We start from the raw sequence: 24,997 nt of genomic DNA on the forward strand, positions 1-24,997 counted from the left end.
TTTGATGAAGTGATTTTTTTGTGAGATGCCTCAGCCCTTGCTCGCCCGCACTTCCCAGAAGGCAGCGCTGAGGCTGTAGCTGGCCAGACCGCTCTGCTGTTCGTAGCGCTGACGGGCCTTGAGCTGACATTCGATCTCCTTGCAATCGATCGAGTAGCTCCACTGCTTGCGGCCCTGTCGCCGGTTGAGGACAAGGTCTGGAGTGATCTGATAGCCGTTGCCGTCCTTGCCGGCTGGGAGCGTTTGGTGCAGGTCGCCGCGTAGGTGAGCCAGACGCAGCTGTTCGTTCAGTTCCTTCTGCTCGGCGGCGAGCAGTTCCTGCTGCTGTTTCACCTCAAGCAGCCGGCTGATGCAGCTGGTGAGAGCCTCGGCGGAAAAACGCGGGTCCATGGCTCCAGCGCTGGCGGGGAGAACTCCCGCGTTGGCCAGGAGAAGCAGGGCATCCGGGGTCCCCGGTGCGGGTGATGCCGCGGCCTGTGCTCCAGACGCCAAGACCCTTGAGGCGCGCCTCGGTTTCCAGGCGGCTGTAGGTCTGCCGGTCACAGCCTTTGATGTACTGCCAGTAAACAAACGCTGCTCTTGAGGCCACCAGGGCCTGGTTGATGTTGCGCCCACCGCGAGTGATCTCGGCAATGGAGCGCCCGTAGCGATCGGTGGTCTTGATGCGCAGATCGATGCCACTGCCGATCGGAACCAGGGCTTAGAGCGCCTGGCTGGCCTGGGCGCCATGGGGTTTCTGGCTGCTCTCCAGCGCGTCGATGCAGGCAAGGCGGATGGTGATCGTCTGCCCCGCCTTGCGCACCCTGAGGGTGTCGCCATCGCCGACCGACACCACGTTGGCGGGGGCTGCGTGGACCTGCCAATCACCAAGCCCTACGAGCAGACAGGCGCCAAGCAGGGGGCCGAGCAGAGTTCGGAACCGTCTTCTCAAGGCCGATCCGTGCTCTGCTCGAGGCTGGGTTCCGTGCGCTCCAACAACAACTTCAGCGTCCGGTTCTGACGCTCGAGCAGCACAACAAAATCACTGACGATCGCCGCGAGGAGGGCCAGCCAGATCGCTCAGGTGATGAGCACCAGCCGCCAAGGATCGGAACCTGCCATTGCAGGCACGGGCCAGGAGGGCAGGGCGCGGCGCTCGGTTCCAGCGCTCGGCGTGTGGCCAGAGGTGGTGGTGGAGTGCTGCTGCCCGCTGAGCACCAGCTCCAGGACCCGATCCGCTGTCACGGGCACCAGAGCGGAGCAGGCCTCGGCGTCATGACCTGCTCGGCCAGCAATTCGCGGCAACGTTGTAAGCCACCACCGGCCCAGAACAGACCCCAGGCCCGGTTATCGAGTTGCAGCGCCACCCAACGGTGCGGCCGGGCGTCATTGCGGATCAGCTGCGCTGCGCTCCTCAGAACACCAGGGCATCCCGGATCCGTTGGATTGCCTTCAGAGGAATCGCGTTCTCGATCAGCTTCTTGTGGCGTTTGACGGGATGGTCGGTCATGGGTTCAGACAGGGCGGGTCAGGCGGTTGAGACGCAGAGCGCTCACCGAGGCGATGGCTTCAAAGTCGGCGTCAAAGGTGACCAGCACGGCGTTGTGGTGCAGGGCTACTGCGGCTATCAGCAGATCCAGGCTCAGCAACGTGCGGCCGATCTGACGGCAGGCTTGGCCAAGATCGATGGCCCGTTGCCAGAGGTTCTCTGGGGTGGTGAGCAGGGGCAAGCTGGCGAACTGGGCCTGCAGCTGGCGAGCCTCCCGCCCCGTCGCGGCGCGGAGCACCTCGAAACGCACCGGTTCAGCCAGGTGGGCTGTGGGATCCAGCACATATGGCGCAATGAATTGCTTCAGGGCTAGCGGGCTGCGGCTCCGGGTGAAGTCGATCCAGAGGCTGGTGTCAACGAGCAGGGTCATGAACTGAGCTCCTGAGCGCGCCTTCGTTCGCGCTCCTGGTCGGCCTCATAGGTGTCCAACTCCACCCCCCACTCACCGTTGAGAAACTTCTGGGCAATCCGAGCCCTGCGCCGCAGCTGCAGGGCCTCCTCCATCAGACGGCGGATGGCGGGCCCCTTCTTGCGCTCGCCCGTCAGGTCAAGGATTTCGCTCATCTCAGAGTCTGATAGCTCAACGGTAACTTTCATGGTTCGGGTCTCCTAGAATCGGACTTTGAGGTCAGCATGGCAGCCCTTGTCAATGCGGTGCCCTCCCAGCCGCCAGCAGCAGCTGTTGAATCCCAGTGGCGAGAAATACCTGGATGAGACAACCGAGAAGTGAGTGGTTGTACTGATCGCGGCCCAAGTGCTGCATCGATCACAACAGGGCCCGCGGATCCGGACTAGACAATCCTGAGACGCCTGAGACTCATGCCTGCCTTTGCTGTGGCCTGCACCCCGCGCGGGTCTTCGATTGAGCGGTTGCAGGCTGGTCGCTACCGGGTCTGCGACACCGACCATCACTGCCGGGAGGTGGAGGACGTCTGGACCGCCTTTGAGCTGGTGCGGGAACTGGAGCTCGAGGGTGCACCGCTGAGCGACACGACCCTTGCTGAGAACAGCTGATGCCAGACGAGCGCCGCTATCGCCTCACCGATGCTGCGATGCAGCCCCACCCTTATCTGGATGTTGATTACCCGTCTCTGCAGGAGGCCCTGGATGCGGCACGCCGATGGAGCCGCAACCGGACCCTGGATCTTTATCAGGCCTCGATCGGCGTGGAGGTGAGCACCGAGCGGGGGGATTGGCGCACCCTGATGCTGCCGACCGAGATCCAGCAACTGGACCTGATCAGCAAGGGGTGAGGCGCCAAAAGCGTCGCCGATCACAACAGCTCAGCGGTTCCGTCGTGAGCTTCTGTCCAGCGGGGCGATGCTGCTGAATTGATTTCTGAAAACTGTCTGTGATTGCGTACAAAACCGAATTGCGGGCGTTTTTGATGGCTCGCAGTCAATGCTTGAGCACGGGAGAGACCTACCGCGTGCTTGACCACAACGGTGATGTGACCAGCGAGGTCACGTTCGCGGAATGCAAGCGCCAGCTGGGGGCGCGGTAGCGATCGGCACATCGGCGCGGTTTGCCGGAGCCCAAAGATCAAGGTTCACGCATCGATGGCCGATGGCTGAGTTTGCGATGCTGAGGGGTGGTGCGATGGCGTCAATCGAGCAGGAGCTGGAGTGAGGGGCTTGTGTCGAGCTGTCCTGATCTGCAAGGTTGAAGAAGGATCCTTTGCGGAGAGCATGAACAGGAGCAGGCGCTTGGGGTGGAGCACCGTCGCTGCGCTGGGCCTGATGCTCTCGATGGCGAGTTACCTGGTGCTCCAGGATGGTGCACTGCCCAAGAAAAAGAAGCCGGTGGCGGTGATCACCAGCAAAGAGATTGTCAAGAAGACCGGCCGCCAGTGAGCTGAGGGGATCAGCTTTGATCAACCAGTGCCAGCTAGGTCGGATGCTTGACCGTGACTTCCAGGGAAGTCACGCCACTACGTGTCCAGGGCCGCCTAAAAGTCTGTCCCTGTAGTCCTTGGCGGGCCTGTCACCATTGGGTTTCGTCAGCGGGTCTCACCGCTCCCGATGCCCGAAACCGCCTCCGTTGCAGCTGATCTGAGCGCACCGGATGATCTGATCAACTTTCTCAAGGCCATTCCCGACGGCCGCTACCGGCGTGGCGTGCGTTACCCGCAGTGGTTCCTGCTGTTGGTGGCGGTGCTTGGGATCCTGAGCGGCTGCAGGAGCTCTCGCGATCTGGAGGCTTTTGCCAAGCGGCACCGGGAGGCGCTGAACCAGGCCCTGGACCTGAACTTCAAGCGCTGGCCGTCAGATGCCACCTTCCTTTACCTGTTCAATAAGGCGCATCTTCAGCAGTTTGGCGAGGTGCTGCAGGCCTGGATGATCAGCCAGATCCCAGGTGGCGCCGAGGGTCTGGACCAACTGGTCTGCGACGGGAAAACCCTGCGGGGCTCCGCCATCGAGACAGATGACGGCAACCACCGGTTCGTTGCCCAGGTCACCGTCTACGCCCGAGCCCTTGGGGTGGCGTTGGCCCAGACGACCTATGACACCCACGAGTCCAGTGAGAAGGCAGCGCTCAAGGAGCTGCTCAGCACGCTTGATCTCAATGGCGTCCTGATCCAGGCCGACGCACTGCACACGACACAGGCGTTTTTCGCTGGTGCCTGGAGCAGGGGGCCGACCTCCTGTTGACCGTCAAATCCAACCAAAAGATCCTGTACCGGCAGATCGGCTGCCAGTTCGAGGGAAAGCGCAAGATCCCTTTTGCAGCAACGGATGTCGAGAAGCGGCACGGACGCCAGACACGCTGGGAACTCAAGGCCAAAGAGGCGCCAGAGCACATCAAGGCGAACTGGCCAGGCAGCGCCTGGATCGTGGAGGTGATCACCAGCAGCACGACCCTCAAAGGCAAGCGGGACATCGCCTGCCACAGATTCATCACCAGCCTGCGCACCACACCAGATGCTCTGCTGCGACTGGTCCGTCAGCGATGGAGCATTGAGAACGAGTGGCACTGGGTGCGCGATACGCAGCTCGGTGAGGACGCACACCGCTACACCAATCGGACCGGTGTCGGCGTGTTCTCCTTCCTGCGAACCGTGGTGATGAACCTGCTGCGCCGTGGTGGCTATCGCTCAATCCGCCAGGGCTTCCGGGAGCTGGCCTACGACATCAAAGGGATGCTGGCGTTGGGTGGGGTTCGGCTCGCGCAGGCGAATTCCGAATGACTTTCAGGCAGCCCTGACTACGTGTCCAGAGAGCGGCGCAGCGTGTAGTAGTGGAACACCATCCCGCCCGATCCATCTTGGTGGATCACATGGGTCACCAGCTCCCAGCCCTCCTTGCCGAGTGAGTCGAACAGCTGCGGAACGGTTGGCATCGTTTTGCTGTCTGCCCAGCGTGTCAGGCGTTCACCGTCCACATCGAGGACGTCGATCTCCTGCGTGATGCCACGCCCCCTGTAGTTGAGGCGAATGTGCTTGTAGCGCCACTGGGCCATGATTTGCTCGTCTCCGATCGGGTGGACTACCAGGCGATGGTCTGCAGCGGATCTTCCGGCTCGTTGGGCTTCTGAAACACCCCCAGGTTGCCCGCCTGGGCCTGATTCTCGATCGTGATCGCTGCGCCACCCACCACGTCCTCCAGCTCCTGGTCCGAGACGGTGGAGTGTTGTGCGGGGGGATCGGTACTTCGTTGTTCAGTCATGGGCGCATTCGGTGCCGCTGATTCCACATTGCCCCATCCGGCCGATCTCCCCTTTGGAGCGACACCATCCTGGCGATACCCCGACGCCATATTGCTGGCGGCCGAACGGGATGGAGAGGCGTCAACTTTCCTGGCAGAGGGGGGGGGGTTGAGTTCACAGACTCTCGAGCAACCGCTTCAGGCGCACCAGTTGGTAGCGGTTGGTGCCTGAGGGCGTTGCGTCGTAATTCGCCTGATGCCAGCGGCGTTGGGCCTCAAGGCCGCGACGCACAGGTTGATGTCAAGGCACCAAGGCACCAAAGCACAACAGAGCCTATGTTGTAAGGCATAGGGCGCAATCTGACGTTTCTTCAGCGACAGAAGAGAATGGTGTTGTTAGTTTTGAGGTTTCTGTTAGCAGCGTGTGTATGAGACTAGATCCGAACCAATTTCCACGCCGTGTTGAGATTGACGTGCCTGAGCGGGTGCTCAATTGGGTGCGTCAGAAGTCAGCGGAGACTGGCCGTGACCAAGATGAGATCCTGCTGGAGCTTCTGAATCGGGGCCTGCAGCAGGAGGAGCCGTGAGTGGTCCACCGGGCCTCAACTGGACTGAAGCCAGGCGTCCCAATGGTCAACATTGTGGAGCAAAGCTACCGCAACACCCAGCTTTCGGTGCCCTGCATCTCAGATGAACTCGCAGCGGAATGCAGCATCATTGATACAAATAATCTCTAGAAGTAAAATCGTGTCGAGAGTGTCTATTCTGCGGTTGATTTCCTGTGAGGTGACATGCCGTTTGGAGATGGATCTCTTGCCCAAAAGTTAGATGATGTTTTTGGTGAGTCGTATTGGCTAAATGCTGCAGTTTTGTTTGTTGCGATAAACCTTCGTATGCTTCTGGTAGTCACCTTAGTTGGCTGGCCTTTACGCCGATCGTTGTCAAACCTCAACACCGATATCCAAGGTGACACGAAGCTTGGCTTTCTCTCCACGGCTGTCTTTGCCGGTGTACTGGCAGGCTCGATCAAGCTGTATGCGATGGGCCTAACTAGGGTTTACTTGGATCCCGGTCAATATGGTTGGATCTACATACCGTGCAGCTATTTGATTGTCCTTCTTGTGCAGGATACCGTCTTTTATTTTATGCATCGACTCTTTCATTACCCGCAGTTGTATTGGTTGACGCATCGCGGCCACCATCGCTCCAAGCAACCCTCTCCTTGGACCTCCTTTGCCCTGGATCCAATCGAATCTTTGGTGCATTCTTTGCTGCTTGTAATGTTAGTGATTCTGCTGCCGCTTCATCTGGTCACTATTCTTGCGGTCCTCACCACCATGAGCGCCTGGGCCATGGTGAATCACTTGAGCCCTGAGATCTTGCCACGCTGGTTTCCACATCATTGGCTTGGCGACTGGATCATTGGGCCAGTTCACCATTCCATTCATCACAAGTATCACAACAGGCATTATGGCCTTTATTTCACGCTGTGGGATCGGCTAATGAACACCCAAGATCCTCGTTATCCAATCCAGATCCAGCAATCCCCTTCCCTCTAGCTTTCACAAGTCGCCATCGGCGAAAAGTCTTTCAAGCTTTCTTTGGCTTATCGTGCTATCATTATAAAGCAAAATAACTGAATCCCGAAGCGCATTCCTTGTGCCTGGACGTTCGATTTCTGTTTTGTGACTATGAATAAAATCAGGTTTATCCCCGTCTCGCATAGACCCTTGTGTCGTGAGTCGAGATGGTTTAAGGTTGTCGAAGTTAGTTGTTTTATTTTCCCTTGAGCAATATTTAGAATTATTTAATGTTTGTTTTGGGCATGGCGTTTCTTCTAAGGTTTGCCCATCTTCGAGGCTTTCTCATGTCGCCAGCCGATCTGTCCAGTGAATTCTTTCTTGGGTCAAGAATTCCAAAGCGAGTCACTGTGACCATCCCGTATTTTGTTCATGAGCAAATGATAAAAAGGAGTAATCTGGAGGGGCGATCGATGAGCAATCTTGCTGCTTATCTCATCGAACGAGCTTTGGATGGCAGTGGTTGCGTTGAGTGATTGCTGTGGGGCTGGGCTTGGTTACTGCTGGCCGAATCCCAGCCCTTTGTCTAGTAGCTCAAGAAGGATTTCATTTGGATCTCGCCCGGTTTTCTCGGCAATCTTTTCTATTTCAATCGATACTCGCTCGGGGAGCTCTATCTCGATCTTCTGAGGAAGTTTTAAATGATCTAGCTTGTAGTCGTTGTCATTCATAGTCTTCGTCTAGTTTTTTCAACTACCATTTTAGCAAGGTTTTTCTCCCACTCAGCGAAGTATTCCAGGAATTCTTGTGATTTATGATACAAAATGTGTTTGCGGTGTTGGCCTGCTAGCTGAGTTGATGTTTCGTTCAGGCCTCAAAGCAAGGTCCCGATGAGCGTGGGCAGGGTCCGGAAGGGTGATCGCGCGTAGCTATGCAGGGAGGGGCTTGGCGTCTGGATTGTCCCTCCTGTCGTTGTTGTTTCTGGCCTCCAGCTTCTACATCGATTGGCTCTCTGTGCGTGGACGATGCTCAACCCGTCGCATGGCTCTGCGTTCATCTCTTTGCATTAACGGATCACCCTTGAGCATCAGATTGAGGAGGTCAGCATCTTTGCTTGCCAGTGTATTCATATCTGTCGATCAGCCGTCGTCCTGGTCAGTGATGTGACGATGTCGGAAGAGTCCGTCCCTTCAGTTCAGTGGTTGGGAGGGCCTTTCCCCGGCTGTATCGGGCCTGTGGCTTGTATGACCTCAGGCCCGGCTGAGCACCTGGCTTAGTTGCACCCCTGCACGGAGATGCGATAGGTGAAACCGGTGGCGGCCTGATCGGCAGTGGCCCCGATCTTGAAGTTCACCTGGCTCACGGTTTTCCCAGGCACCGCCTGCACATCCCACTGACGCCCAGTGCCAACCCCAGGAGTGAGGGAATCATTGACGACCTGCAGGTTCGAGCCATCGGTGAACTTGAGATAGGCCTGGATCGGATAGGTGGCGCTCACCGACGAATTGGCGGTGAAGAACAGCTTGTAGGAGCTGAAGGGCTGGGTCACGAAGAAATCCGTGTTCCAGTTGGGGCGGCTGAAAGGCAGCGGATTCCCAGGGCTGATCGTTTTGGTCACAATGTCGGTGACACCGTTCCCGCCCACGGGGGTCAGGAACTGGCAGCTCTGAGCGAAGGCGGGCTTTGCAGTCGTGAGCAGGCAGCCACTGGCGCAGACCACTGCAGCGCGTACAAGGGAACGCATAGACATCGGCATCTGCCCAGAGGTTAGGCGACGCCTTTCAGATCCCATCCTGCTCCTGCACATCGGCGCCGGATCCCACCTCGCTGGAGGCAGCCTGCCCAGGTCTCCAACCGCTGGCCCAGATCTCGCGGCAGCGGAGATTGAGTTCCTCTTGCTTCAATGACCAGAGCGTGAGGCAACGCTCCAGGTCATCTCTGATGTCCTGGGCACCGGGAAAATCTTTGTAGCGAATCAGCAACATCGCAGCGCGGGTGAGCTGCTCTGGCCCCGGGTCACCGGTGTGACCCAGGAGTGCATCCACTGCGTCCCGATCGGTGCGGTAAAGGGGATGGACCTGTTCGTCGCTCATTGGAGTTGCGGCTTGCCTAGGCACAGACTCTGCAGCAATCGTTCCGGAATCGCAGCTGCGCTGGCGGGCTCTTCTGTGGCAATGGGCACACCAGCTGAGTCTGACCATGGGCCAGAACGGAACCACCGTGATCAGGTTCTGGTGCCCATGGATAGCTCCAAAGCATTCGCCGCCATCGCCCTGGCCGCTGTGTCCTGGGACGGAACGCTCACGCAGGCAGGGTCACGCAGCTTGCGTCATGCACTCGACTATCGCCAACCCTTTGCCACCTATCCCGCAGACAAGATGGTGAGCCTGATGGATGAGTTGCTGCAGGCGCTCAGGCAACAGGGTGCGCAACGGCTGATGGTGACAGCTTCAGAAGCCCTCAATCCGCAGCAACGACGCACGGCCTATGCGATGGCAGCGGAGATCATGCGCTCCGATGGTCCCTATCAGGATGATGAGCTGAACATCCTCAGTAATCTCGCCGAGGTCCTGATGGTGGATGCACGGCTCACCAACGAGATTCAAAGCACCATGAACCTGTTGCACGGCGAGCTGGGGTGAGTTCCGCCATAAAAAAAAACCGGTCGACCTGGAAGGCCAACCGGGAGTCTCTGAGACTTCAAATCCGAAGCTTGACGCTTCAGGCTGCGCTCACCACGTCACCGGCGTCGCCCTCATTGCCATCTTCATCCACGGCACCCATGGGGATCAGCTTGATCTGCTTGCGACCCAGTTTAATTTCGAATTCATCGCCGGGTTCGAGATCGAGCATGACCGTGTAGGCCTTGCCGATCAGCAGATTGCCGTTGCCCTGCACCTTGGCGATATAGCTGAGTTTGCGACCGCCCTTGCCGATGCCCTTGCTGGGAGCATCACCGAGGCTGACGCCTTTGGCCTCCAGGAGTGCTTCGTAAAAAGCGGTGAAATTCAGGCGCTCACCGCCGTCCTTTTTGGTGCTCACGTAGCCGCAGGCGCGCACGAGATCCGATTTGGACACGTCGCTGAGTTCTTTGACCTTGGTGAGCAGATCAGATCCGGTGAGCATGGCAACAGGTGAGTTGTTATGTGCAAGATAACAGACAATCGCGCCGCTGACGATGCAAGGAACAATCCGGGAACGACGCAGTCCTGGTCGATCGAGTTGGCCATTTTGGATGCAGCCAGCGCCGGACGATGCGATCGCTGCGTGCTGATCTGGCGCTGGTGAACGCGTTGCGGATCCGATCCGATCCCGAAAACAGCCTGAAATCTGAGCCACTCCGCAGTGCTGCGCGGCATGGTGCAGAGATCGGAGACTGCCATGTTCACGATCGAACGGATGTCGCCAGCGGGCTGGACGGCTGAAATCGAATGCAAGACTGAATTTCGCGCCTTCCTGAATGCCCGCACCAAGTGCATGGCCACCGGCCAGGTCTATCGCGTGATCACCGGCGATGGTGATGTGGCTTGTGTGATCACGCTGGAGGAGTGCAGACGCCAATTTCAGGCCCGTTGACGTGTGATCCTGTCCGTCGCTGACCTGGAGTTCCCGCGCTTAGCTGATCAACAGCCTCAGTTGGGAGTGGAGTTCACGCTGCAGGGCATGTCGGCAAGTCCTGGTTCTAGCGGTGCCGTCAGGGGCAGGCGTTTTGCGCCGCCTTGCGTAGAGCATCGGCCTTGCGCGCAGCCTCGGCGCCGCTGACGGTGAAGAACGGGACGTTCTGGTTGTTGATGTACAGCACGGGTTTGCTGGCTTTCAAATCCACCTCCGCCTGACGCCGGCAGCGTGCATAGGCGCCGTAATCAAGGCGATTCAGCTCGCTTTGGCTTTGGTCTTTTGCAGTGGTTTCAGTCCCCTGGTAGGCCAGGGACTCCAGCTGCGGACAGAGCTGCAGGCGCCGTTGGTGCACCAGCTTGACCTCTTCTCGCCAGGCCTGACGCGCCCGGTGATCCCGCTGCTCCTGAAGCCTGAGGCAGTGATCGGAAGCCTTCGTGGCGGCGATCGCCTGCGCGCCGAGCAGCCACGTCAGGAGGAGCAGCCAGGGATTGCTTCGAGTGGTGACAGAACGAACGGACATCAGGGCGTTGCCGAGGCAAGGTGTGGGGCTTGATGAGGCTTGGCAGCGTTGGATGTTCTCAATGATTGGCTCTGGGGACGGGTTCTGATCGTCGCCCTTTTGGCGATCGGTCTGGTCTTGAGCGCACGCACCCGCTGGGTGCAGTTTCGCTATTTCGGGGCGATGTTTGCGCTGCTGGGACGCGCCTTTCAGCAGGAGGGCAATCACCTGAGCTCTTTTCAGGCTCTCGTGCTCAGCGTGGCCGGTCGGGTCGGCGGTGGCAACATTGCCGGAGTCGCTGTCGCCATCAGCCTCGGCGGCCCGGGTGCTGTGTTCTGGATGTGGGTCACCGGTTTGATCGGCATGGCCACCAGCTTCTTTGAATGCACGATCGCCCAGGTGTTCAAAATCGCTGAAGTGGATGGCACCTATCGAGGCGGACCGGCGTATTACATCGAGCGCGGCATCGGCCTGCGCTGGATGGGCCTGCTCTTTTCCCTGCTGTTGCTGCTGACCTTCGGCCTTGGTTTCAATGCGCTGCAGTCATTCACGGTGGCCAGCGCCCTGGCCGACACCTTTGGTGTTCCACCCTCCATCAGTGGTGCGGCGCTCATGGTGGTGCTGGGCGTGATCATCTTCGGGGGTGTGCGGCGGATCGCCGAGGTGGCGGAGGTGGTGGTGCCGTTCATGGCGATCGGCTACTTCCTGCTGGCGCTGGTGTCGTTGGTCATCCATGCCAGTGAAATTCCTGGCGTGTTGGCTGAGATTGTGCGGGGTGCCTTCGGTTTGAAGTCGGCCCTGGGTGGGGGGATCGGCGCGGCGGTCATGTTCGGTGTCAAACGCGGTTTGTTCTCCAATGAAGCCGGTCTCGGCAGTGCCCCCAACGTGGCGGCTGTGGCTTATGTGAAGCATCCGGTGGAGCAGGGGATCATTCAGGCGTTCAGTGTGTTCATCGACACCATCGTTCTCTGCAGTTGCACCGCCTTTCTCATCCTTGTGACGCCCTTGTATCAGCCGGATGGCGGCGCAGTGGCGGTCACCCTCACCCAACAGGCGATGGGCTACACGATGGGCTGGTGGGGACAGGCCTTCATCACTGTCGCCCTGGTGTTGTTTGCCTTCACGTCCATTATTTACAACTACTACCTCGGTGAAAATGCTTTGAATTACTTCAGTGATTCCAATCAAACCCTGTTTCAGGGGTTGCGATTTGTCACCTTGGTGTTGATCATCTGGGGGGCCAGCCAGGACCTTGCCACGGTGTTTGGTTTTGCTGATCTCACCATGGGGCTGCTGGCGCTAGTGAATCTGGTGGCCTTGGTGATGTTGATGCCTGTGGGCTTACGGATTCTCGCCGACTATGAGCGGCAACATTTGGCTGGCTTGAGTCCGAGTTTCGTGGCGGCTGATCACGATCATCTGGGCATCGATCCCCGCAGTTGGCCCTCGGACTGACGCGGAACCTCAGCGCATCTCGATGGCGTTGAGGCGTTCCCGGAAAGAGCGTGGCGTGTCGTTGACCGGGCTCGACAGCAAGGCGTCGTTCGGGGTTGATTCGAGGGCGTTTGGGCGACGGTGGCCTCGGACCGACTGGCCCCGATGGGGCATCGCCTTCAGAGAGAGTTCCTGCGTTTTGGGGTCCCGATTGAGGGGCTGATTCTTCAGTTCACTGCGCACCTGGTTGAGCAGACGGTAATGGCCTGTGCTGCTGAACTTGCGGAGCAGGGCCTGATCCCAGGCCATGGGGCGTTTCATCATGGGCTGAACTCTACTGCGCCTGTCCGGCTTGCCGTACACCAAGGGACCGCAGCGGCGCGTCAGACCGTGATAAATTGTCAGGAGCAACTGGAAGTCGTTTCGACTTCGACTTGGTTTCGATTCAGTCCCTGCGCTCCCGTTGCTGCACCTTCGCCCCCTCATCATGACCGCCAACGGCTGCCTGCGTGTGGGCCAACAGGCCCCTGACTTCACCGCCACCGCAGTGGTTGACCAGGAGTTCAAGGAGATCTCCCTGTCTCAGTACCGCGGCAAGTATGTGGTGCTGTTCTTCTACCCTCTCGATTTCACCTTCGTCTGCCCGACGGAAATCACCGCCTTCAGCGATCGCTACGCTGACTTCTCCAGCAAGAACACCGAAGTGCTGGGCGTGTCGGTGGACAGCCAGTTCAGCCACCTCGCTTGGATCCAGACACCCCGCAACCAGGGTGGTCTTGGTGACATCGCCTATCCCCTCGTTGCCGACCTCAAGAAAGAGATCGCCAGCGCTTACAACGTCCTCGATGAAGAGGAAGGCGTCGCCCTCCGCGGTCTGTTCATCATCGATCCCGAAGGCGTGATCATGCACGCCACCATCAACAATCTGCCCGTGGGCCGTAACGTTGATGAGACTCTGCGCGTGCTCCAGGCCTTCCAGTACGTGCAGTCGCACCCCGATGAGGTTTGCCCCGCCAACTGGACCCCTGGCGAGAAGACCATGAAGCCCGATCCCGTGGGTTCCAAGGAGTTCTTCGCAGCTGTCAACTGATCGACGCCTGCATGTCGTCTTGATGTGTGAATCATGGCAGCCGCCCCACGGGGCGGCTTTTTTATGAGCGCGACAGCTCCTGCACCAGGGCCCCTTCCACCCGTCCGGTCATCAGGGCATTGAGACCTTCGATCAGATTGGCCGCCATCGCCACACGACTGCCATCACTCACCACCACCCGGGTCAGGGTCGGCAGGCCGCCACGACGGGCCCGCAGATACACCGGCTCCACATACAGCAGGGCATTCCCCAGAGGGACCACCAGAAGGTTGCCCTGCACCACTTCCGATCCGGCCCGATCCCAAAGCCCGAACTGTTGACTGATCGCTGGGTTCTGGTTGATCAGGGCCTGGATTTGTTCCGGACCGAAGATCGGCACGTCGGAGGGGAAGCGCAGCAATACCAGCTCGCCGTAGTGCTCATCGTCGCTGCGGGCCGCCAGCCAGGCTGAGAGATTCGGCCGAGCCAGGGGGGTGAGGGGCTGCAATAAGAGGAATTCCGACGCTTCATTCGCCCTCAGCTGGGCTGTGATGTGATAAGGAGCGACGGGAATCTGCTGCGTGCCATAGAGCTCCAGCGGCACCTGCCACACATCATCGCCGCTGTAAAAGATGCGCGGGTTGGTGACGTGATAGCGAAGCAATTGCTGCACCTGAAGTTCAAACAGACTGGGCGGCACCATCAGATGCTGACGCAAGGTGCCCGGGAGAGCGCTGATCGGTTCAAACAGCTGGGGAAACAGGCGCTGCCAGCCCCGCACGATCGGGTCGTTCGGTTCCTGCACGTAGAGATGCACGCTGCCGTTGTAGGCATCCACCACCGCTTTCACCGCATTGCGCGCATAGCGCAGCGGCCGGCCATCGGGAAGGCTCGAGGCGTAGGGATAGGTGTTCGACGTGGTGAATCCATCGACAATCCAATATTGATGTTGCTCGCTGTCGTATCCGCTTGTGTTCGCCGGGATCGGCACCGACACCAGATAGGGCTCTCCCCAGAGCTGCAGAAAGGGCGCCAGGGCTTTCACTCGGCTTTTCACATCCCGACGCAGCAACAGCCGGGATTCCGAGGTCAAGGAGCCGGTGTTCAACAGGCGCGGTTCCTTCAAGTACACCGCTGCCGCGACCCGATCCATGCCGGTGCGCAGAGGCACCCCTGCAGCTCCGGAGTAGTGGTTGTAAATGTTGCGATCGCCTTCGGGGAAATCAAATTCCTCCACCGTCGTCGGTGCCACGGCATAGGGCGATGGCAACAAGCCGAAATAGAGCGCGGCCCGACCGATCGGCACATGCTCTTTCACGTCGGCGGCGCTGATCTGCAGGGCGGGGTTGCCTTCAATTCGGGTCGAGAGGCCCAGATCGCTGATGAAATATTCCGGCAGGCCATCGGCGGCCCGGGTGTTCACCGGGCTCATCGTGAAGCCGAAGCCATGGGTGAACACGAAATGGCGGTTCAGCCAGGTGCGGGAGCGATCGGGCAGGGAGGCCTGATCCAGCTCCCGGGCCGCCAGGATCACCTGCTGGCGGTTGTCGGTGTCGTTCTGGAGTTGATAGCGATCCACCGCCGCGTTGGAGAAGCGGTAATACACCCGCAACTGCTGCAACTGGCGGTTGGTGGCCAGCAGCGGTTGGCTGTCCCAGAGGCGGATGTTGCGCAGGGTGCTCGCCCCTGTCTCCAGATCGGCCGGTTGCAAGCGCGAGGAGGGATTGATCTCGCGGCTGCTGATCGCGTCGAGTTGAAAAGCCCGTCGAGTGGCGGCAATCGCCCGCTCCAGATAGGGCGTTTCCAGCATCAGTTCCCGCGGCTTCACGACCAGCCACTGCATCGGTGGCACCAGCAACAGTTCCGCCAACAGCGCCAGCGCCGCCACGGTTGCCACGATCAGGCGCAGGCGTCGGCGCCGGATCGCAGCCGGGATCGGCACCACCAGAACCGCCAACAGGGCAAAGGCGATCGCTGCCAGTTGCCGCAGGGGCAGCACCAGATGCACATCGAGCCAGCCGGCGCCAGCCACCACGCCATCCTGTGACCAGAGCAACTGATGGCGCGACAGCCAGAGCAGGGCTGCGAACAACAGGCACACCAGGGCGAGCAGGGGACGTAGACGTTGTCGTTCGGCCCGGTTGAGGCCCGGAAAGGCCCAATCCGTCAGTCCGGGGATGCGGCTGAGACGGGCCCAGAGGCTGGTGCTCAGGGTGAGCAGCAGTTGGATCAGCAGCAGTTCGAGCCCGAGGGCGATCGCCGAATAGCGTCCGAGGCCGAAGCTCACATCGGCGCCGAGCAGGGGTTCGCGTTCGCCCAGGGATGGGATCGTCAGGGCCAGCGCCCAGAGCCCCCAGGCGCGCCCCGCCGTGATGCAGAGGCAGACGCTGCCGAGCCCATGGGCCAGCTGCAGGCCACCTTTCGGCCTGAGGCCCAACCCCAGGCTCACACTCAGGAGCACCAGGGCCAGTCCGGCCGGCCAGCCGGGCTGGATCGGCACGCTCCACCACTGACTCAGGGCAAAGGGATCGACCAGGGCCAGCCAGGTGAGCCGCAGCACCATCGTCAGACTCGAGGCCGCCACCAGCAGACAGGCGGCGAGGGCGAGTCCGTAGCGCCAGCCCTGCAGGGCCCACAGTCCCGGAGTCGTGGCCTGCGCAATGGCCTGTCTGGGGTGGGGGTCAGGCTCGGCGAGCCGCAACCAGCGCCAGCGCCACAGCAGCGTGGCAGCGGCGATCAGGGCGGCTCCAGCGAAGGCGAGGGTCTGGAGCAGCCAGCGCAGAGCGAGCACGCTCTGCAATTGGAATTGGGCAAACCAGGCCCATTCGATTCGCAGCCGCAACAGCAGCCACACCACGAGTAGGGCCAGGGCCATCCATGCACCGACTCGCAGGGCTCCGGTCCGCTTCCTGATCAGCACCCGCCGGCCGCTCAATGACCCAGCTCAACTACCCAACGGTAGGGGCGGTGGCGGTTTCGTCGATGCCTGCCAGGGCGAGAAAGCGGTCGGTGTGCAGGGTCTCCTCTTCGATCAGGGCCTCCACCAGCCGATCCATCACCTCCCGTCGACAGCGCAGGAGCGCCATCGCCTGATCCAGCGCCGCCTGGGCCAGCTGGCGCACCTGCAGATCGATTTCCCGACCCGTGCGCTCGGCGTAGGCCGGACGGGTTTGGATCAGATCGCGGCCGAGAAACACCTCATGGCCGGCGCCCTCGAGGGCCACCGGACCGAGGCTGGAGAAGCCGAAGCGGGTCACCATTTCCCGCGCCAGTTGACTCACCATCTGCAGATCGCCCGAGGCTCCCTGGGTCACTTCGCTGAGGCCGAAGACCACGGTTTCCGCGGCCCGACCACCCAGGGCCACCACCAGGCGGGCCTGCAGGGTGGCGCGGCTGATCAGGCCGGAATCGAGTCGCTCTTCATCGGGCCAGAAGCGAGTGAAGCCGCCCACGCCGCCACTGCGTGGCAACAGCGTCACCTTGTCGACCCTGTCGGCATGGGGGGTGAGCGCCGCCACCAGAGCGTGGCCGATTTCGTGATAAGCGATCAGGCGCTTCTTGGCGCTGTCCTGCAGCGGTGCGGCGGTGAGCCCCATCGTGATCCGCTCCAGGGCGGCCTCGATCTGGGCATCACCGATCGCGCTCACCTCTTGCCTTGCCGTGAGGATCGCCGCCTCATTGAGCAGATTGGCAAGGTCGGCGCCGGAGAAGCCCGGGGTGCGCCGGGCCCAGTCTTGAAGCGAGACCTCTGGAGCCAGGGGGCGGGTGCGGGCATGCACCCCCAGGATCGCTTCGCGGCCCTTGCGATCGGGAAGGTCGACGTGGATGCGCCGATCAAAACGGCCCGGGCGCATCAGGGCCGTGTCGAGCACGTCGGCCCTGTTGGTGGCCGCCAGCAGGATCACACCGGAGTTGTCGGCGAAACCGTCCATTTCGGTGAGCAGCTGGTTGAGCGTCTGCTCCCGCTCATCGTTCCCGCCGCCGATGCCGGCGCCGCGCTGACGCCCCACCGCATCGATCTCGTCGATGAACACGATGCAGGGAGCTTTCTCTTTGGCTTTTTTGAAGAGATCTCGGACGCGGCTGGCGCCCACGCCCACAAACAACTCCACGAATTCGGAGGCGGCCATCGAGAAGAACGGCACGCCCGCTTCACCGGCGATCGCTTTGGCCAGCAGGGTCTTGCCAGTGCCGGGGGGGCCCACCAACAACACGCCGCGGGGAATCTTGGCGCCGATCTGAATGAAGCGTTCCGGTGTCTTCAGGAAGGTCACAACCTCCTGCAGTTCTTCTTTGGCTTCATTGATGCCGGCCACATCTTCAAAGCGGATCGTCACCTCCTCCTGGGATTTCACCCGCGCCTGGCTGCGACCGAAGCCCATGGCGCGATTGGCCACCTGGGCGGAGCGCCGCAACAGCAAGGAGAGCCCCACCACGATCAGGGCGATCAGGGCGAGATTGCCGGCCAGGCCTGCGAGGGCCTGCTCCTGGCGGACATCTTTCACCGTGAGCGGGATGCCCGCCGCCTCGGCGGTGCGCAGCACCTGCTGGTCGTTGGCAAAGATCGGCACGGTGGAGGAGCGCCCATCCGGGTAGTGCACGATCACTTCGCGCCTGGCGGGAACGAGCTGCAGATCTTTCACCTTGCCGGCCTTGATCTGGCTGAGAAGCTCGCTGTAGGTCGGTGGCGGCTCGGGCTTGAAACGTGCCAAGGGATCTGCACGCTGTGCGGGGTCCGGTTGACCTGAACTCACGGCAACACTGCGTTGGCGGCAGCCTAGCGATTTGACGGAGAGACTCTCGGCAGGAGAAGATCGTCGTTTGGCAGAAATCGCCGGCGATGGCCGTACCCAAGAAGAAAACCTCCAAGAGCAAGCGCAACCAGCGCCACGCCGTGTGGAAAGCAAAAGCGGCCACCGCAGCCCAACGGGCTCTCTCGATCGGCAAATCGGTGCTGAGCGGTCGTGCCCAAGGGTTCGTGTATCCCGTTGATGAATCAGCCGACGCTGACGCCTGACCGGTTGCTCACCTGAGCTGCACCTCACGAACCCGGCGGGTTTCCGTGAGGTGCACCACGACAGCCACATCCCTTGGGTTTTGCAAGACCGTTTCAGGGATGGCCGTTTCAATCATCCGTACAAAACCCTCCAGTTCCTCTGCAGGGAGACGGATGCCGGTGCGTTGCTCCATCGCCTGTTCCTGCTCTTCCTTCCAGCGGCGCGATGCGCTTGGAGAGGGAGCCTTCAAGTGCCAGAGCTCGTCGAGGCAATCCCAGATCGGCTGGTAGCGCTCCAGTTGGCTCAGGGCCTGCGCTCGCCACTGCCGTTCGGCGTCGCTCAACAGCAACGTGCTGATCGCCTCGAAGGGCTCCGTCGTGGCGTGCCCCGGGCTGGCGCCGAGAAACCAGCCCTCCAGTAGCACAACCTGGGCGCTTTGCTGATGCCAACCGCTGCGGTCGCCTCGGCCTGCGCGCAGCGATTTTTCAAACTGCGGCATCCTTAACTCACCGCTGCGCCGCCAGCGCTCCAGGCTGGCGTCCAATAGCCCCAGGTCATGGCTGCCTGGCAAGGCGCGGGGCACGCCCCAGGGGTTCCCAGCCATCGCCTGCTCCAGCTGCTCCCCCGGCCAGTAGAAATCGTCGATGGACACCACGGCGACCGGTAGGTCCAGGACGGCTGAGGCGCTGGCCAGCCACCGCGCCAGGGTGCTCTTGCCGCAACCGGGTAGGCCGCTCAGCCCGACCAAATGGCGCTCCCCATCACGGCAGTGCCGCTCCAGCGCCGTGAGCAGGGGCAGGGCGACGGCCCAGACCCATGGCTCCGCCACCGGATGCCCCCAGGCTTGGTGCTGAAACGCTGCGCCACCCCGTTGCTGCCAGCGCTCGAGCCAGCGGTCGGCATCCTCCACCTCCAGGGCCGCGAGCAGATCCGCCAGTCCGGGAACGGCATCGATGGCGAAGCTGGGCTGGCGTTCAGGACCCAAGTTTGTAGGCCTCCAGCACCACGGCATACACCACGCCGATGCGCAGATTGTCGAGGGCGAGCCAGGCCAGGGGCCAGGGTTCCGCCTGAACGCGGGTGCGCAGCCGCACCATCACCTCGATCATCGCCACCAGGCCGAACACCACCAGCGGACGCTGACCGATTTTCTGCAGGTAGTAGCTGGTGAGGTTGTTGCCAAGAAAAAAGCCGATCAGCAGGGTGAGCACGCCCACACTGCGCCGTCGCCACGGCCCCACAAAGCTCAGCAGCACGTGGTTGCCCAGGCGTTCCTGAAGCCGTTCGTAGCGGGTGAGCTGCGGCACGATCAGTTGCCGTCGGCCAGAAGGGACTGCAGATACTCCAGCGTCACCACCCCGCTCGGGCAAGGGGGCCCTGACCATTGCCGCGCTGGTGCCTCCGCTTCGCCGAGATGCTCGAAGGCAGCTGGATGGGATGCACCGGCTGGTGCACCGTTGCGGAGCCTGGCCTGCAATCGCTCCTCCCAGGCAGAGGGGGTGAGCAGGCAGCGCAAGCCCGCTGCGCTGGCGGAGAGCAGCCCCGCCTCGGAATCCTCGATCGCCACCACGCCCTCGCAGGCCACACCGCTGCGTTCCAGGGCGAGTTGATAAGGGGCCGGATCGGGCTTGGCGACAGCGACATCGTCGGCGCTGATCAGGCCCGCGAAGGGATGCCCCTCCGCTGCAAAGACCCCTGTCAGCAGGGCGTGCACCGAGGCGGCGCCGCTGCTGGTGACGATCCATTGCCTCACCCCCGCCTCTTGCAGCGCTGCGATCAGGCGCGCCACCCCCGGCCGCAGAGCGATCGCGCCGCTACGGGAGCGCGCCAGGTAGTGCTTCTGCTTCAAGGCGCGCAACTGGTCGAGTCGTGTGGCGTCGAGCGCTTCCCCCCGCTCGGCGGCATAGGCCGCCATGCGCTGGCGCCCCCCTGCAATCGCGAGCAGCTCGGCGTAGAGGGTTCGGTCCCAATGCCAGTCGAGCCCCGCCTCGTGGAATGCGGCATTGAAGGCGGGGCGATGTCCCTCCAGTTCGGTGTCTGCCAGCGTCCCATCCACATCCCAGAACACGGCCTGCAGTTCAGCCACTTGGATCCCCCCCATCGGAAGGCCAGCTTGAAGCAGGACCCACAATGCAGGCACGTTCAGGCGTGGACCTTGGCTGCAGCAACCCAGGGATCACGCCATCCACAGGTCTGGCAGCTGCCCCCCGCCTGCGGTGAGGATCCCCTTGCGGGTGTGCCCCTGCCCCTGCCGCTACGGGCCGTGCTGGCCAGGCGCGGCCTGAACCGGGCCCAGGTGGAGGAGTTGCTCCAGATGCCGCCTCTCCCTGAGGCCACCGAGCACTTCCCCCAGCTCGCCGTTGCTGTCCGTCGCCTGCGCCGCGCCTGCGACGGCGCTGAAGCGGTGGCGATCTGCGGCGATTACGACGCCGATGGCATGACCAGCACCGCCCTGTTGATCCGGGCCCTCCGCGCGCTCGGTGCCCATCCGGTGGCGGCGATCCCCAGTCGCATGGACGATGGCTATGGCTTGAACCCGGGCATGGTCGAGCGCTTGCACGGCGAGGGGATTCGCCTGCTGGTGACAGTCGACAACGGGGTGTCCGCCACTGAAGCGCTGATGGCAGCAGCCCAGCGCGGTATGGAGGTGATCCTCACGGACCACCACACCCTGCCCTCCCCGCCACCGGAGGCTCTGGCTTTGATCCATCCGGCCACCACCCCCGAGGCGTCGCCCTATCGCGGTCTGGCTGGGGTGGGGCTCGCCTATGTGCTCGGCCATGCGCTCGCACAGGCGATGGGGCAGCTGGAGGCGATCGAGACGGCGCGCGATCTGTTCTGTGTTGGCACCATCGCCGATATGGCACCGCTCACTGGAGCCAATCGCAGCTGGTTGCGCCAGGGTTTGGCCACGCTCCATCGCAGTCGTTGCGAGGGGCTGCGCGCCTTGCAGCAACTCGCCGGCCTGGAGGAGACGCCCCTGCGCGCTGATGCCATCGGCTTTCAGATCGCGCCTCGGATCAACGCGGTGGGCCGGCTCGGCGATCCCCGCCTGGTGGTGGAGCTGCTCACGGCCGACGACCCCGGGGAAGCGATCGAGCTGGCGCGTCAATGCGATGCCCTCAACCGGCAGCGGCGGGAATTGTGTGATGCGATCGAGGCGGAGGCGCTGGCGCTGTTGGATGCCGATGGCGACAGCCTGGCGCCGTTTCTGCTGCTCGCCCAGGGGCATTGGCACCATGGCGTCATCGGCATCGTCGCTTCTCGCCTGATGGAGCGCTTCCAACGCCCGGTGGCCCTGCTCGCGGGGGAGGGCGAGGGGCGCCTGCGCGCCTCCGTGCGGGCACCGGAGGGTTTTGCCGTCGATCAGGCGCTCACCACTTGCGCCGAGCACCTCGAGCGTTACGGCGGCCATCCCGCTGCGGGAGGATTCACCGTGCGGGCGGAGGCGGTGCACGCGCTGCACGACCAGCTCAACGGCCTCGCCCTGGCCTGGCAGCAGAGCCAGCCCCTGGGCCAACCGGTTCGCCCGGAAGCCCTGCTGACGCTGGACCAGATCGATCGACGCTTCTGGCAGCAACTGCTCGCCCTGGAGCCTTTCGGTGTGGGCCATCGCTCCCCAGTGTTCTGGGCGCGCGACTGCCAGGTGCTCGAGGAGCGGCGATTGCGCGGCGGTCACCTGCGCCTGAGCCTGCGGCAGGGTGAGGCCCGCTGCGAAGGAATCGCCTGGCGATGGGAGTCGCCCGGGCCCGTTCCCGAGCGGCTGGATCTCGCCTTTCGCGTCGGTCTGAACCGCTGGAACGGTGAGGAACGGCTGCAGTTGGAGATCCTGGCCCTGCGCCAGCATCACCCCGAGATCCGTCTGCAACGCGCCAAGCAGACCTATGTCTGCCGGCGCTGTGGTGAGCAGCAACTGGAGCTGCGCAACCCCTCGGGGGATCGGATCCACGCCCATCGGCTGCCGAATGGCGCGATCCGCAGCGATGACTGTCGCGCCGAGCACGCCTACGTGGCCGGACTGCTGCAAGATGCGGCCATCGGACTCGGTCTTCAACCATGAGCCTGGATACACGACGAAGCAAGGGGCTCTTCCCGGGCCTGATCGAGAGCCCTGCTTCGGCGCTTCCTTCGCTCATCCGCCACCTGATCGGTCTGATCGTGGTGGGGTTGCTGATCGGCCTCGCCTGCTGGCCCCTCAATCTCACCGACACGGTGCAGGACCAGCTTTATCGCCTGCTTCCCACCCGCAGCGATCGCCCCTGGAGCCTGGTCGGCGTCTTGATCGCCTTGATGCCGATCGTGGTGATGCCTGTTCTGCTGTTGCTGCAGCGCGGCCCTTGGAAGGATGGCGCCGGTTCTGGAATTCCCTCCACCATGAATGGCCTGGAGGACCCCAGCAAACTGCCCAAGGCGATGGCGGCAGCGGGAACCGTGCAGCGGGGTGTGCTCTGGGGAATCGCCACCGTGGCCATGTTTCCCCTCGGCCGGGAGGGTCCCGTGGTGCAGTTCGGTGCCGCCGTGGCCCGTGCTGCCCACCAACGCCTGGCGGGCTGGTTGCCGAGTCTCACCGAGCGTCAGATGGTGGCGATCGGCGGTGGTGCCGGCCTGGCCGGTGGTTTCAACACACCCTTGCTCGGGGCGGTGTTCGCCCTGGAGGAACTCACCGCCGACTATTCGATCATCACGCTCTGGCCCGCCCTGGTGATCAGCGTCGCCGCCGCGGGTTTCAGCCATTGGGGCGGTGAGCCGATCTTCGGTCTCGGTGTGATCAATGTGATGGTTCCAGAGGAGGAGCAGCTGTTGATCGCCCTGCCGGTGGGTCTCGTGGGCGGCCTGGTGGGCGGCTTCTTCAATAAGGGCCTGGTCTGGTCCACCGGCCGATTGATGGAGGTGGTGAAGCGCCGGCCGATCCGCGTCGGTGTGTTGCTCGGTGGTGGGCTGGCGCTTCTGGCGCTGCTCAGCTGGGGCACCAGCAGCTCCGATGGCGAAGCGCTGATTCGCCAGTTGATGGATGAAGGACTCCCCAACATCGATCCCGCCGGCGGACAGATCGCGGCGGGCCTCACCAGCCTCTGGATCACCGTGGTGCGCGTGATCGCTCCGATGATTGCCCTCGCGCCTGGGGTGCCTGGCGGTCTGATCGACCCGTCACTCACCTTTGGGGCAGTCGTGGGCTACACCGTCTGCGCCATTCTCGGCGTCAGTCAGCATCTCGGCATTGCCCTGGGCATGGCAGCGGGTCTGGCGGGAGCGACCCAGCTGCCGTTGGTATCGATTGTGTTTGCCTGGCGACTCACTGGAGACCAGCAACTGTTTGCCGGTGTGGTGCTCGCCGCTGTGATCGCCGCCTATGTGGGCCGGCTTGTGGCACGCCAGCCCGTGTATCACGCCCTCGGCGCGCTTCAGAGGGCGCCGCGACGGTAGAAGAGGATAAAGATCACGGCGGGGCCGGCCAGGGTGATCAGGGCCAGGGCAGCGAAATTGGCGATCAGGTGAAAATCGATTCCCATTGGATGGCGCGGTGAAGCGGTGCAATCGTCGCATCAGGCTACGGGGCCTGCAGCCTTAGGCCGGCCCGCTCGCCCTGCCACTGTGATGGCTTGTCACAGCGACTGCTGATGCTCGATGGATCCGGCACCTGGCGCTGTCTCCACCAGTGCGGGGCTTGCTGCCGTCTCGCGCCGGAGGAGCGGCCGGAGGCCCTGGAGGCCCTCGATGACGCCCAGCGTCAGCTCTACCTGGAGATGGCCGGTCCCGATGGCTGGTGCCGGCACTACGACAGCGGTGGTCGTCGCTGTCGGATTTATGAGGAGCGCCCGGACTTCTGTCGCGTCAGCAACCTCGCCGAGCTCTTTGCGGTGGAGGCGAGCGACGCGGAGGCCTTTGCGATCGCCTGTTGCCGCCAGCAGATCCGCTCGGTCTATGGCGGCAGGAGTCTGGAACTGCGTAAGTTCAATCGATTGTTGCGAGCAGGCGATGAGTGATCACCCCGTGTCCGCCGGCGACGAGGGGCTGTCGCTGAGCTTCACCGCTGTGATGCTGAGCACGTTCACCACCGTCTTTCTGGCGGAACTGGGTGACAAGACCCAGCTCGCCACCCTGTTGCTGTCGGCCCAGTCCGGTCAGCCCTGGCTCGTGTTCGTCGGAGCCGCCCTCGCCCTGATCAGTTCCAGCCTGGTGGGGGTGCTGGTGGGCCGTTGGCTCTCGCGCATCCTGCCGCCGGAGCGGCTTGAGCAGATGGCCGGCCTGTTGATGGTGGGTCTCGGTCTATGGCTGGGCGTGCAGGCGGTGCAATCGTTGCTGCAGGCGGAGGGCCTCTGAATCGCCATGGACATCACGCTGCTCCTCTCCACCTTCGTCACCGTGTTTCTGGCGGAGCTGGGCGACAAGACCCAGCTGGCCACCGTGGCGATCAGCGGCACCTCGAATCGCCCCGTCGCCGTGTTCATCGGCTCCGCCAGCGCCCTGGTGCTCGCCAGCCTGATCGGTGCGATCGCTGGCGGCTCGATGGCCAGTGTGATCCCAGCCGATCTGCTGCAATTGCTCGCGTCGATCGGTTTTCTGGTGATCGGCCTGCGGTTGCTCTGGCCCCTGTTGCAGAACGCCACCAGTCCGGCCGCCCTGAACGATGACGAGGCGTCCCCTAAAGTCTGAGTTCACCAGGATGGCGCTGCATCGTCTCCGGACA

38 protein-coding genes are annotated in these 24,997 nt (G+C 62.3%); 17 read left to right on the plus strand and 21 right to left on the minus strand.

Translation table 11 applies throughout. The features are described 5' to 3' along the window. Positions 1-30: 30 nt before the first annotated feature. From SynWH8101_RS05240 to SynWH8101_RS05255, 7 genes are all read right to left on the minus strand, one after another. Entirely contained in the window at positions 31-390 is a 360-nt protein-coding gene (locus tag SynWH8101_RS05240; RefSeq protein WP_254428057.1) for a hypothetical protein, read from the minus strand. Continuing rightward, positions 335-697, minus strand: a complete 363-nt coding sequence (locus tag SynWH8101_RS14395; RefSeq protein WP_370587023.1) for a thermonuclease family protein — start codon at positions 695-697, stop codon at positions 335-337. Before SynWH8101_RS14395 ends, SynWH8101_RS05240 begins: the two co-directional genes overlap by 56 nt. A 3-nt stretch (positions 698-700) precedes the next feature. Further along, positions 701-931: a thermonuclease family protein gene (locus tag SynWH8101_RS14400; protein WP_254428058.1), complete on the minus strand. Its 231-nt coding sequence runs from the start codon at positions 929-931 to the stop codon at positions 701-703. Between the two features lie 128 nt (positions 932-1,059). Further along, positions 1,060-1,230 (minus strand): hypothetical protein, encoded by a 171-nt coding sequence (locus SynWH8101_RS14045; protein ID WP_165380926.1) that lies wholly within the window; start codon positions 1,228-1,230, stop codon positions 1,060-1,062. Beyond that, a complete protein-coding gene (locus SynWH8101_RS14505; RefSeq protein ID WP_255423182.1) occupies positions 1,221-1,346 on the minus strand; it encodes a hypothetical protein in 126 nt (41 codons plus the stop codon). Before SynWH8101_RS14505 ends, SynWH8101_RS14045 begins: the two co-directional genes overlap by 10 nt. 147 nt (positions 1,347-1,493) lie before the next feature. After that, the gene (locus SynWH8101_RS05250; protein ID WP_130128866.1) at positions 1,494-1,898 is read right to left on the minus strand and encodes a PIN domain nuclease; all 405 of its coding nucleotides are present in this window, start codon (positions 1,896-1,898) and stop codon (positions 1,494-1,496) included. Beyond that, positions 1,895-2,092, minus strand: coding sequence for a hypothetical protein (locus SynWH8101_RS05255; RefSeq protein WP_007102601.1), 198 nt, complete (start codon positions 2,090-2,092; stop codon positions 1,895-1,897). The genes SynWH8101_RS05250 and SynWH8101_RS05255 overlap by 4 nt, the downstream gene beginning before the upstream one ends. Positions 2,093-2,347: 255 nt before the next feature. Here SynWH8101_RS05255 and SynWH8101_RS05260 point away from each other — a divergent pair, with 255 nt between their 5' ends. From SynWH8101_RS05260 to SynWH8101_RS05275, 5 genes are all read left to right on the plus strand, one after another. Next, a complete protein-coding gene (locus SynWH8101_RS05260) occupies positions 2,348-2,542 on the plus strand; it encodes a hypothetical protein (protein ID WP_130128867.1) in 195 nt (64 codons plus the stop codon). Beyond that, complete coding sequence (locus tag SynWH8101_RS05265; protein WP_130128868.1) at positions 2,542-2,781, plus strand: hypothetical protein; 240 nt, start codon at positions 2,542-2,544, stop codon at positions 2,779-2,781. The genes SynWH8101_RS05260 and SynWH8101_RS05265 overlap by 1 nt, the downstream gene beginning before the upstream one ends. A 435-nt stretch (positions 2,782-3,216) precedes the next feature. After that, positions 3,217-3,381 (plus strand): hypothetical protein, encoded by a 165-nt coding sequence (locus SynWH8101_RS14050; protein ID WP_165380927.1) that lies wholly within the window; start codon positions 3,217-3,219, stop codon positions 3,379-3,381. Between the two features lie 168 nt (positions 3,382-3,549). Beyond that, a complete protein-coding gene (locus tag SynWH8101_RS05270; RefSeq protein WP_130128088.1) occupies positions 3,550-4,179 on the plus strand; it encodes an ISAs1 family transposase in 630 nt (209 codons plus the stop codon). Beyond that, on the plus strand, positions 4,176-4,715 hold the full coding sequence (locus SynWH8101_RS05275; RefSeq protein WP_254427991.1) for an ISAs1 family transposase: 540 nt from the start codon (positions 4,176-4,178) through the stop codon (positions 4,713-4,715). Before SynWH8101_RS05270 ends, SynWH8101_RS05275 begins: the two co-directional genes overlap by 4 nt. Positions 4,716-4,732: 17 nt before the next feature. Here the strand turns inward: SynWH8101_RS05275 and SynWH8101_RS05280 are convergent, their stop codons facing one another. Both SynWH8101_RS05280 and SynWH8101_RS05285 read right to left on the minus strand, forming a co-directional pair. Further along, positions 4,733-4,987 (minus strand): hypothetical protein, encoded by a 255-nt coding sequence (locus SynWH8101_RS05280; RefSeq protein ID WP_130128869.1) that lies wholly within the window; start codon positions 4,985-4,987, stop codon positions 4,733-4,735. Between the two features lie 26 nt (positions 4,988-5,013). Further along, positions 5,014-5,193, minus strand: a complete 180-nt coding sequence (locus tag SynWH8101_RS05285; protein ID WP_130128870.1) for a hypothetical protein — start codon at positions 5,191-5,193, stop codon at positions 5,014-5,016. A gap of 770 nt (positions 5,194-5,963) precedes the next feature. Between SynWH8101_RS05285 and SynWH8101_RS05290 the strand changes: the two genes are divergently transcribed. After that, complete coding sequence (locus SynWH8101_RS05290) at positions 5,964-6,731, plus strand: sterol desaturase family protein (RefSeq protein ID WP_254428059.1); 768 nt, start codon at positions 5,964-5,966, stop codon at positions 6,729-6,731. Positions 6,732-7,039: 308 nt separating this feature from the next. Next, entirely contained in the window at positions 7,040-7,228 is a 189-nt protein-coding gene (locus SynWH8101_RS14510) for a hypothetical protein (protein WP_130130363.1), read from the plus strand. Positions 7,229-7,249: 21 nt separating this feature from the next. On the opposite strand, the gene SynWH8101_RS14055 is transcribed toward SynWH8101_RS14510, so the two are convergent. The 3 genes from SynWH8101_RS14055 to SynWH8101_RS05305 form a co-directional block, all read right to left on the minus strand. Then, positions 7,250-7,423, minus strand: coding sequence for a hypothetical protein (locus SynWH8101_RS14055; RefSeq protein ID WP_165380928.1), 174 nt, complete (start codon positions 7,421-7,423; stop codon positions 7,250-7,252). A 542-nt stretch (positions 7,424-7,965) separates the two neighbouring features. Then, positions 7,966-8,448 carry a hypothetical protein gene (locus SynWH8101_RS05300; RefSeq protein WP_130128871.1) on the minus strand — a complete coding sequence of 161 codons (483 nt, stop codon included), beginning with the start codon at positions 8,446-8,448 and terminating at the stop codon, positions 7,966-7,968. Positions 8,449-8,473: 25 nt separating this feature from the next. Beyond that, positions 8,474-8,785: a DUF3288 family protein gene (locus tag SynWH8101_RS05305; protein WP_130128872.1), complete on the minus strand. Its 312-nt coding sequence runs from the start codon at positions 8,783-8,785 to the stop codon at positions 8,474-8,476. 147 nt (positions 8,786-8,932) lie between these two features. Between SynWH8101_RS05305 and SynWH8101_RS05310 the strand changes: the two genes are divergently transcribed. Then, on the plus strand, positions 8,933-9,334 hold the full coding sequence (locus SynWH8101_RS05310; RefSeq protein ID WP_254428060.1) for a tellurite resistance TerB family protein: 402 nt from the start codon (positions 8,933-8,935) through the stop codon (positions 9,332-9,334). A gap of 79 nt (positions 9,335-9,413) precedes the next feature. On the opposite strand, the gene SynWH8101_RS05315 is transcribed toward SynWH8101_RS05310, so the two are convergent. After that, positions 9,414-9,818 carry an AbrB family transcriptional regulator gene (locus tag SynWH8101_RS05315; RefSeq protein ID WP_130128874.1) on the minus strand — a complete coding sequence of 135 codons (405 nt, stop codon included), beginning with the start codon at positions 9,816-9,818 and terminating at the stop codon, positions 9,414-9,416. A 231-nt stretch (positions 9,819-10,049) separates the two neighbouring features. On the opposite strand from SynWH8101_RS05315, the gene SynWH8101_RS05320 reads away from it, so the two are divergent. Then, the gene (locus tag SynWH8101_RS05320; RefSeq protein ID WP_038001452.1) at positions 10,050-10,268 is read left to right on the plus strand and encodes a hypothetical protein; all 219 of its coding nucleotides are present in this window, start codon (positions 10,050-10,052) and stop codon (positions 10,266-10,268) included. Between the two features lie 118 nt (positions 10,269-10,386). Here the strand turns inward: SynWH8101_RS05320 and SynWH8101_RS05325 are convergent, their stop codons facing one another. Beyond that, positions 10,387-10,830, minus strand: coding sequence for a hypothetical protein (locus tag SynWH8101_RS05325; protein ID WP_130128875.1), 444 nt, complete (start codon positions 10,828-10,830; stop codon positions 10,387-10,389). 48 nt (positions 10,831-10,878) lie between these two features. On the opposite strand from SynWH8101_RS05325, the gene SynWH8101_RS05330 reads away from it, so the two are divergent. Continuing rightward, positions 10,879-12,264 (plus strand): sodium:alanine symporter family protein, encoded by a 1,386-nt coding sequence (locus tag SynWH8101_RS05330; protein WP_130128876.1) that lies wholly within the window; start codon positions 10,879-10,881, stop codon positions 12,262-12,264. A 9-nt stretch (positions 12,265-12,273) separates the two neighbouring features. Here the strand turns inward: SynWH8101_RS05330 and SynWH8101_RS05335 are convergent, their stop codons facing one another. Beyond that, positions 12,274-12,567: a hypothetical protein gene (locus SynWH8101_RS05335; protein WP_130128877.1), complete on the minus strand. Its 294-nt coding sequence runs from the start codon at positions 12,565-12,567 to the stop codon at positions 12,274-12,276. 163 nt (positions 12,568-12,730) lie between these two features. On the opposite strand from SynWH8101_RS05335, the gene SynWH8101_RS05340 reads away from it, so the two are divergent. Next, positions 12,731-13,333 carry a peroxiredoxin gene (locus tag SynWH8101_RS05340; RefSeq protein WP_007100072.1) on the plus strand — a complete coding sequence of 201 codons (603 nt, stop codon included), beginning with the start codon at positions 12,731-12,733 and terminating at the stop codon, positions 13,331-13,333. Between the two features lie 61 nt (positions 13,334-13,394). Here SynWH8101_RS05340 and SynWH8101_RS05345 read toward each other — a convergent pair whose 3' ends face one another. Next, the gene (locus SynWH8101_RS05345; protein ID WP_165380929.1) at positions 13,395-16,187 is read right to left on the minus strand and encodes a UPF0182 family protein; all 2,793 of its coding nucleotides are present in this window, start codon (positions 16,185-16,187) and stop codon (positions 13,395-13,397) included. A 73-nt stretch (positions 16,188-16,260) separates the two neighbouring features. Continuing rightward, entirely contained in the window at positions 16,261-18,024 is a 1,764-nt protein-coding gene (ftsH, locus tag SynWH8101_RS05350) for an ATP-dependent zinc metalloprotease FtsH (RefSeq protein WP_130128879.1), read from the minus strand. Between the two features lie 128 nt (positions 18,025-18,152). On the opposite strand from ftsH, the gene rpmF reads away from it, so the two are divergent. After that, positions 18,153-18,329, plus strand: coding sequence for a 50S ribosomal protein L32 (gene rpmF / locus SynWH8101_RS05355; RefSeq protein WP_130128880.1), 177 nt, complete (start codon positions 18,153-18,155; stop codon positions 18,327-18,329). Positions 18,330-18,337: 8 nt separating this feature from the next. On the opposite strand, the gene SynWH8101_RS05360 is transcribed toward rpmF, so the two are convergent. From SynWH8101_RS05360 to SynWH8101_RS05370, 3 genes are read right to left on the minus strand one after another with little or no spacing between them, the layout of a single operon-like run. Next, on the minus strand, positions 18,338-19,294 hold the full coding sequence (locus tag SynWH8101_RS05360; RefSeq protein WP_130128881.1) for a hypothetical protein: 957 nt from the start codon (positions 19,292-19,294) through the stop codon (positions 18,338-18,340). Continuing rightward, positions 19,284-19,619 carry a DUF565 domain-containing protein gene (locus SynWH8101_RS05365; protein WP_130130364.1) on the minus strand — a complete coding sequence of 112 codons (336 nt, stop codon included), beginning with the start codon at positions 19,617-19,619 and terminating at the stop codon, positions 19,284-19,286. Before SynWH8101_RS05365 ends, SynWH8101_RS05360 begins: the two co-directional genes overlap by 11 nt. After that, positions 19,619-20,395: an HAD-IA family hydrolase gene (locus SynWH8101_RS05370; protein WP_130128882.1), complete on the minus strand. Its 777-nt coding sequence runs from the start codon at positions 20,393-20,395 to the stop codon at positions 19,619-19,621. The genes SynWH8101_RS05365 and SynWH8101_RS05370 overlap by 1 nt, the downstream gene beginning before the upstream one ends. Positions 20,396-20,464: 69 nt before the next feature. On the opposite strand from SynWH8101_RS05370, the gene recJ reads away from it, so the two are divergent. Both recJ and SynWH8101_RS05380 read left to right on the plus strand, forming a co-directional pair. Beyond that, positions 20,465-22,369, plus strand: a complete 1,905-nt coding sequence (recJ, locus tag SynWH8101_RS05375) for a single-stranded-DNA-specific exonuclease RecJ (protein WP_370587014.1) — start codon at positions 20,465-20,467, stop codon at positions 22,367-22,369. Then, positions 22,366-23,733 carry a chloride channel protein gene (locus tag SynWH8101_RS05380; protein WP_130128883.1) on the plus strand — a complete coding sequence of 456 codons (1,368 nt, stop codon included), beginning with the start codon at positions 22,366-22,368 and terminating at the stop codon, positions 23,731-23,733. Before recJ ends, SynWH8101_RS05380 begins: the two co-directional genes overlap by 4 nt. Here SynWH8101_RS05380 and psb30 read toward each other — a convergent pair. Further along, positions 23,712-23,819 (minus strand): photosystem II reaction center protein Ycf12/Psb30, encoded by a 108-nt coding sequence (psb30, locus tag SynWH8101_RS05385; protein ID WP_007100063.1) that lies wholly within the window; start codon positions 23,817-23,819, stop codon positions 23,712-23,714. The genes SynWH8101_RS05380 and psb30 overlap by 22 nt on opposite strands. A 108-nt stretch (positions 23,820-23,927) precedes the next feature. On the opposite strand from psb30, the gene SynWH8101_RS05390 reads away from it, so the two are divergent. The 3 genes from SynWH8101_RS05390 to SynWH8101_RS05400 are packed head-to-tail and all read left to right on the plus strand — an operon-like array spanning position 23,928 to position 24,963. After that, positions 23,928-24,293 carry a YkgJ family cysteine cluster protein gene (locus tag SynWH8101_RS05390; RefSeq protein ID WP_130130366.1) on the plus strand — a complete coding sequence of 122 codons (366 nt, stop codon included), beginning with the start codon at positions 23,928-23,930 and terminating at the stop codon, positions 24,291-24,293. Continuing rightward, positions 24,286-24,630 (plus strand): TMEM165/GDT1 family protein, encoded by a 345-nt coding sequence (locus tag SynWH8101_RS05395; RefSeq protein WP_130128884.1) that lies wholly within the window; start codon positions 24,286-24,288, stop codon positions 24,628-24,630. Before SynWH8101_RS05390 ends, SynWH8101_RS05395 begins: the two co-directional genes overlap by 8 nt. Before the next feature lie 6 nt (positions 24,631-24,636). Beyond that, positions 24,637-24,963: a TMEM165/GDT1 family protein gene (locus SynWH8101_RS05400; protein ID WP_130128885.1), complete on the plus strand. Its 327-nt coding sequence runs from the start codon at positions 24,637-24,639 to the stop codon at positions 24,961-24,963. Positions 24,964-24,997: the final 34 nt, after the last annotated feature.

This window comes from Synechococcus sp. WH 8101, assembly GCF_004209775.1.
Taxonomy (GTDB): domain Bacteria; phylum Cyanobacteriota; class Cyanobacteriia; order PCC-6307; family Cyanobiaceae; genus Synechococcus_C.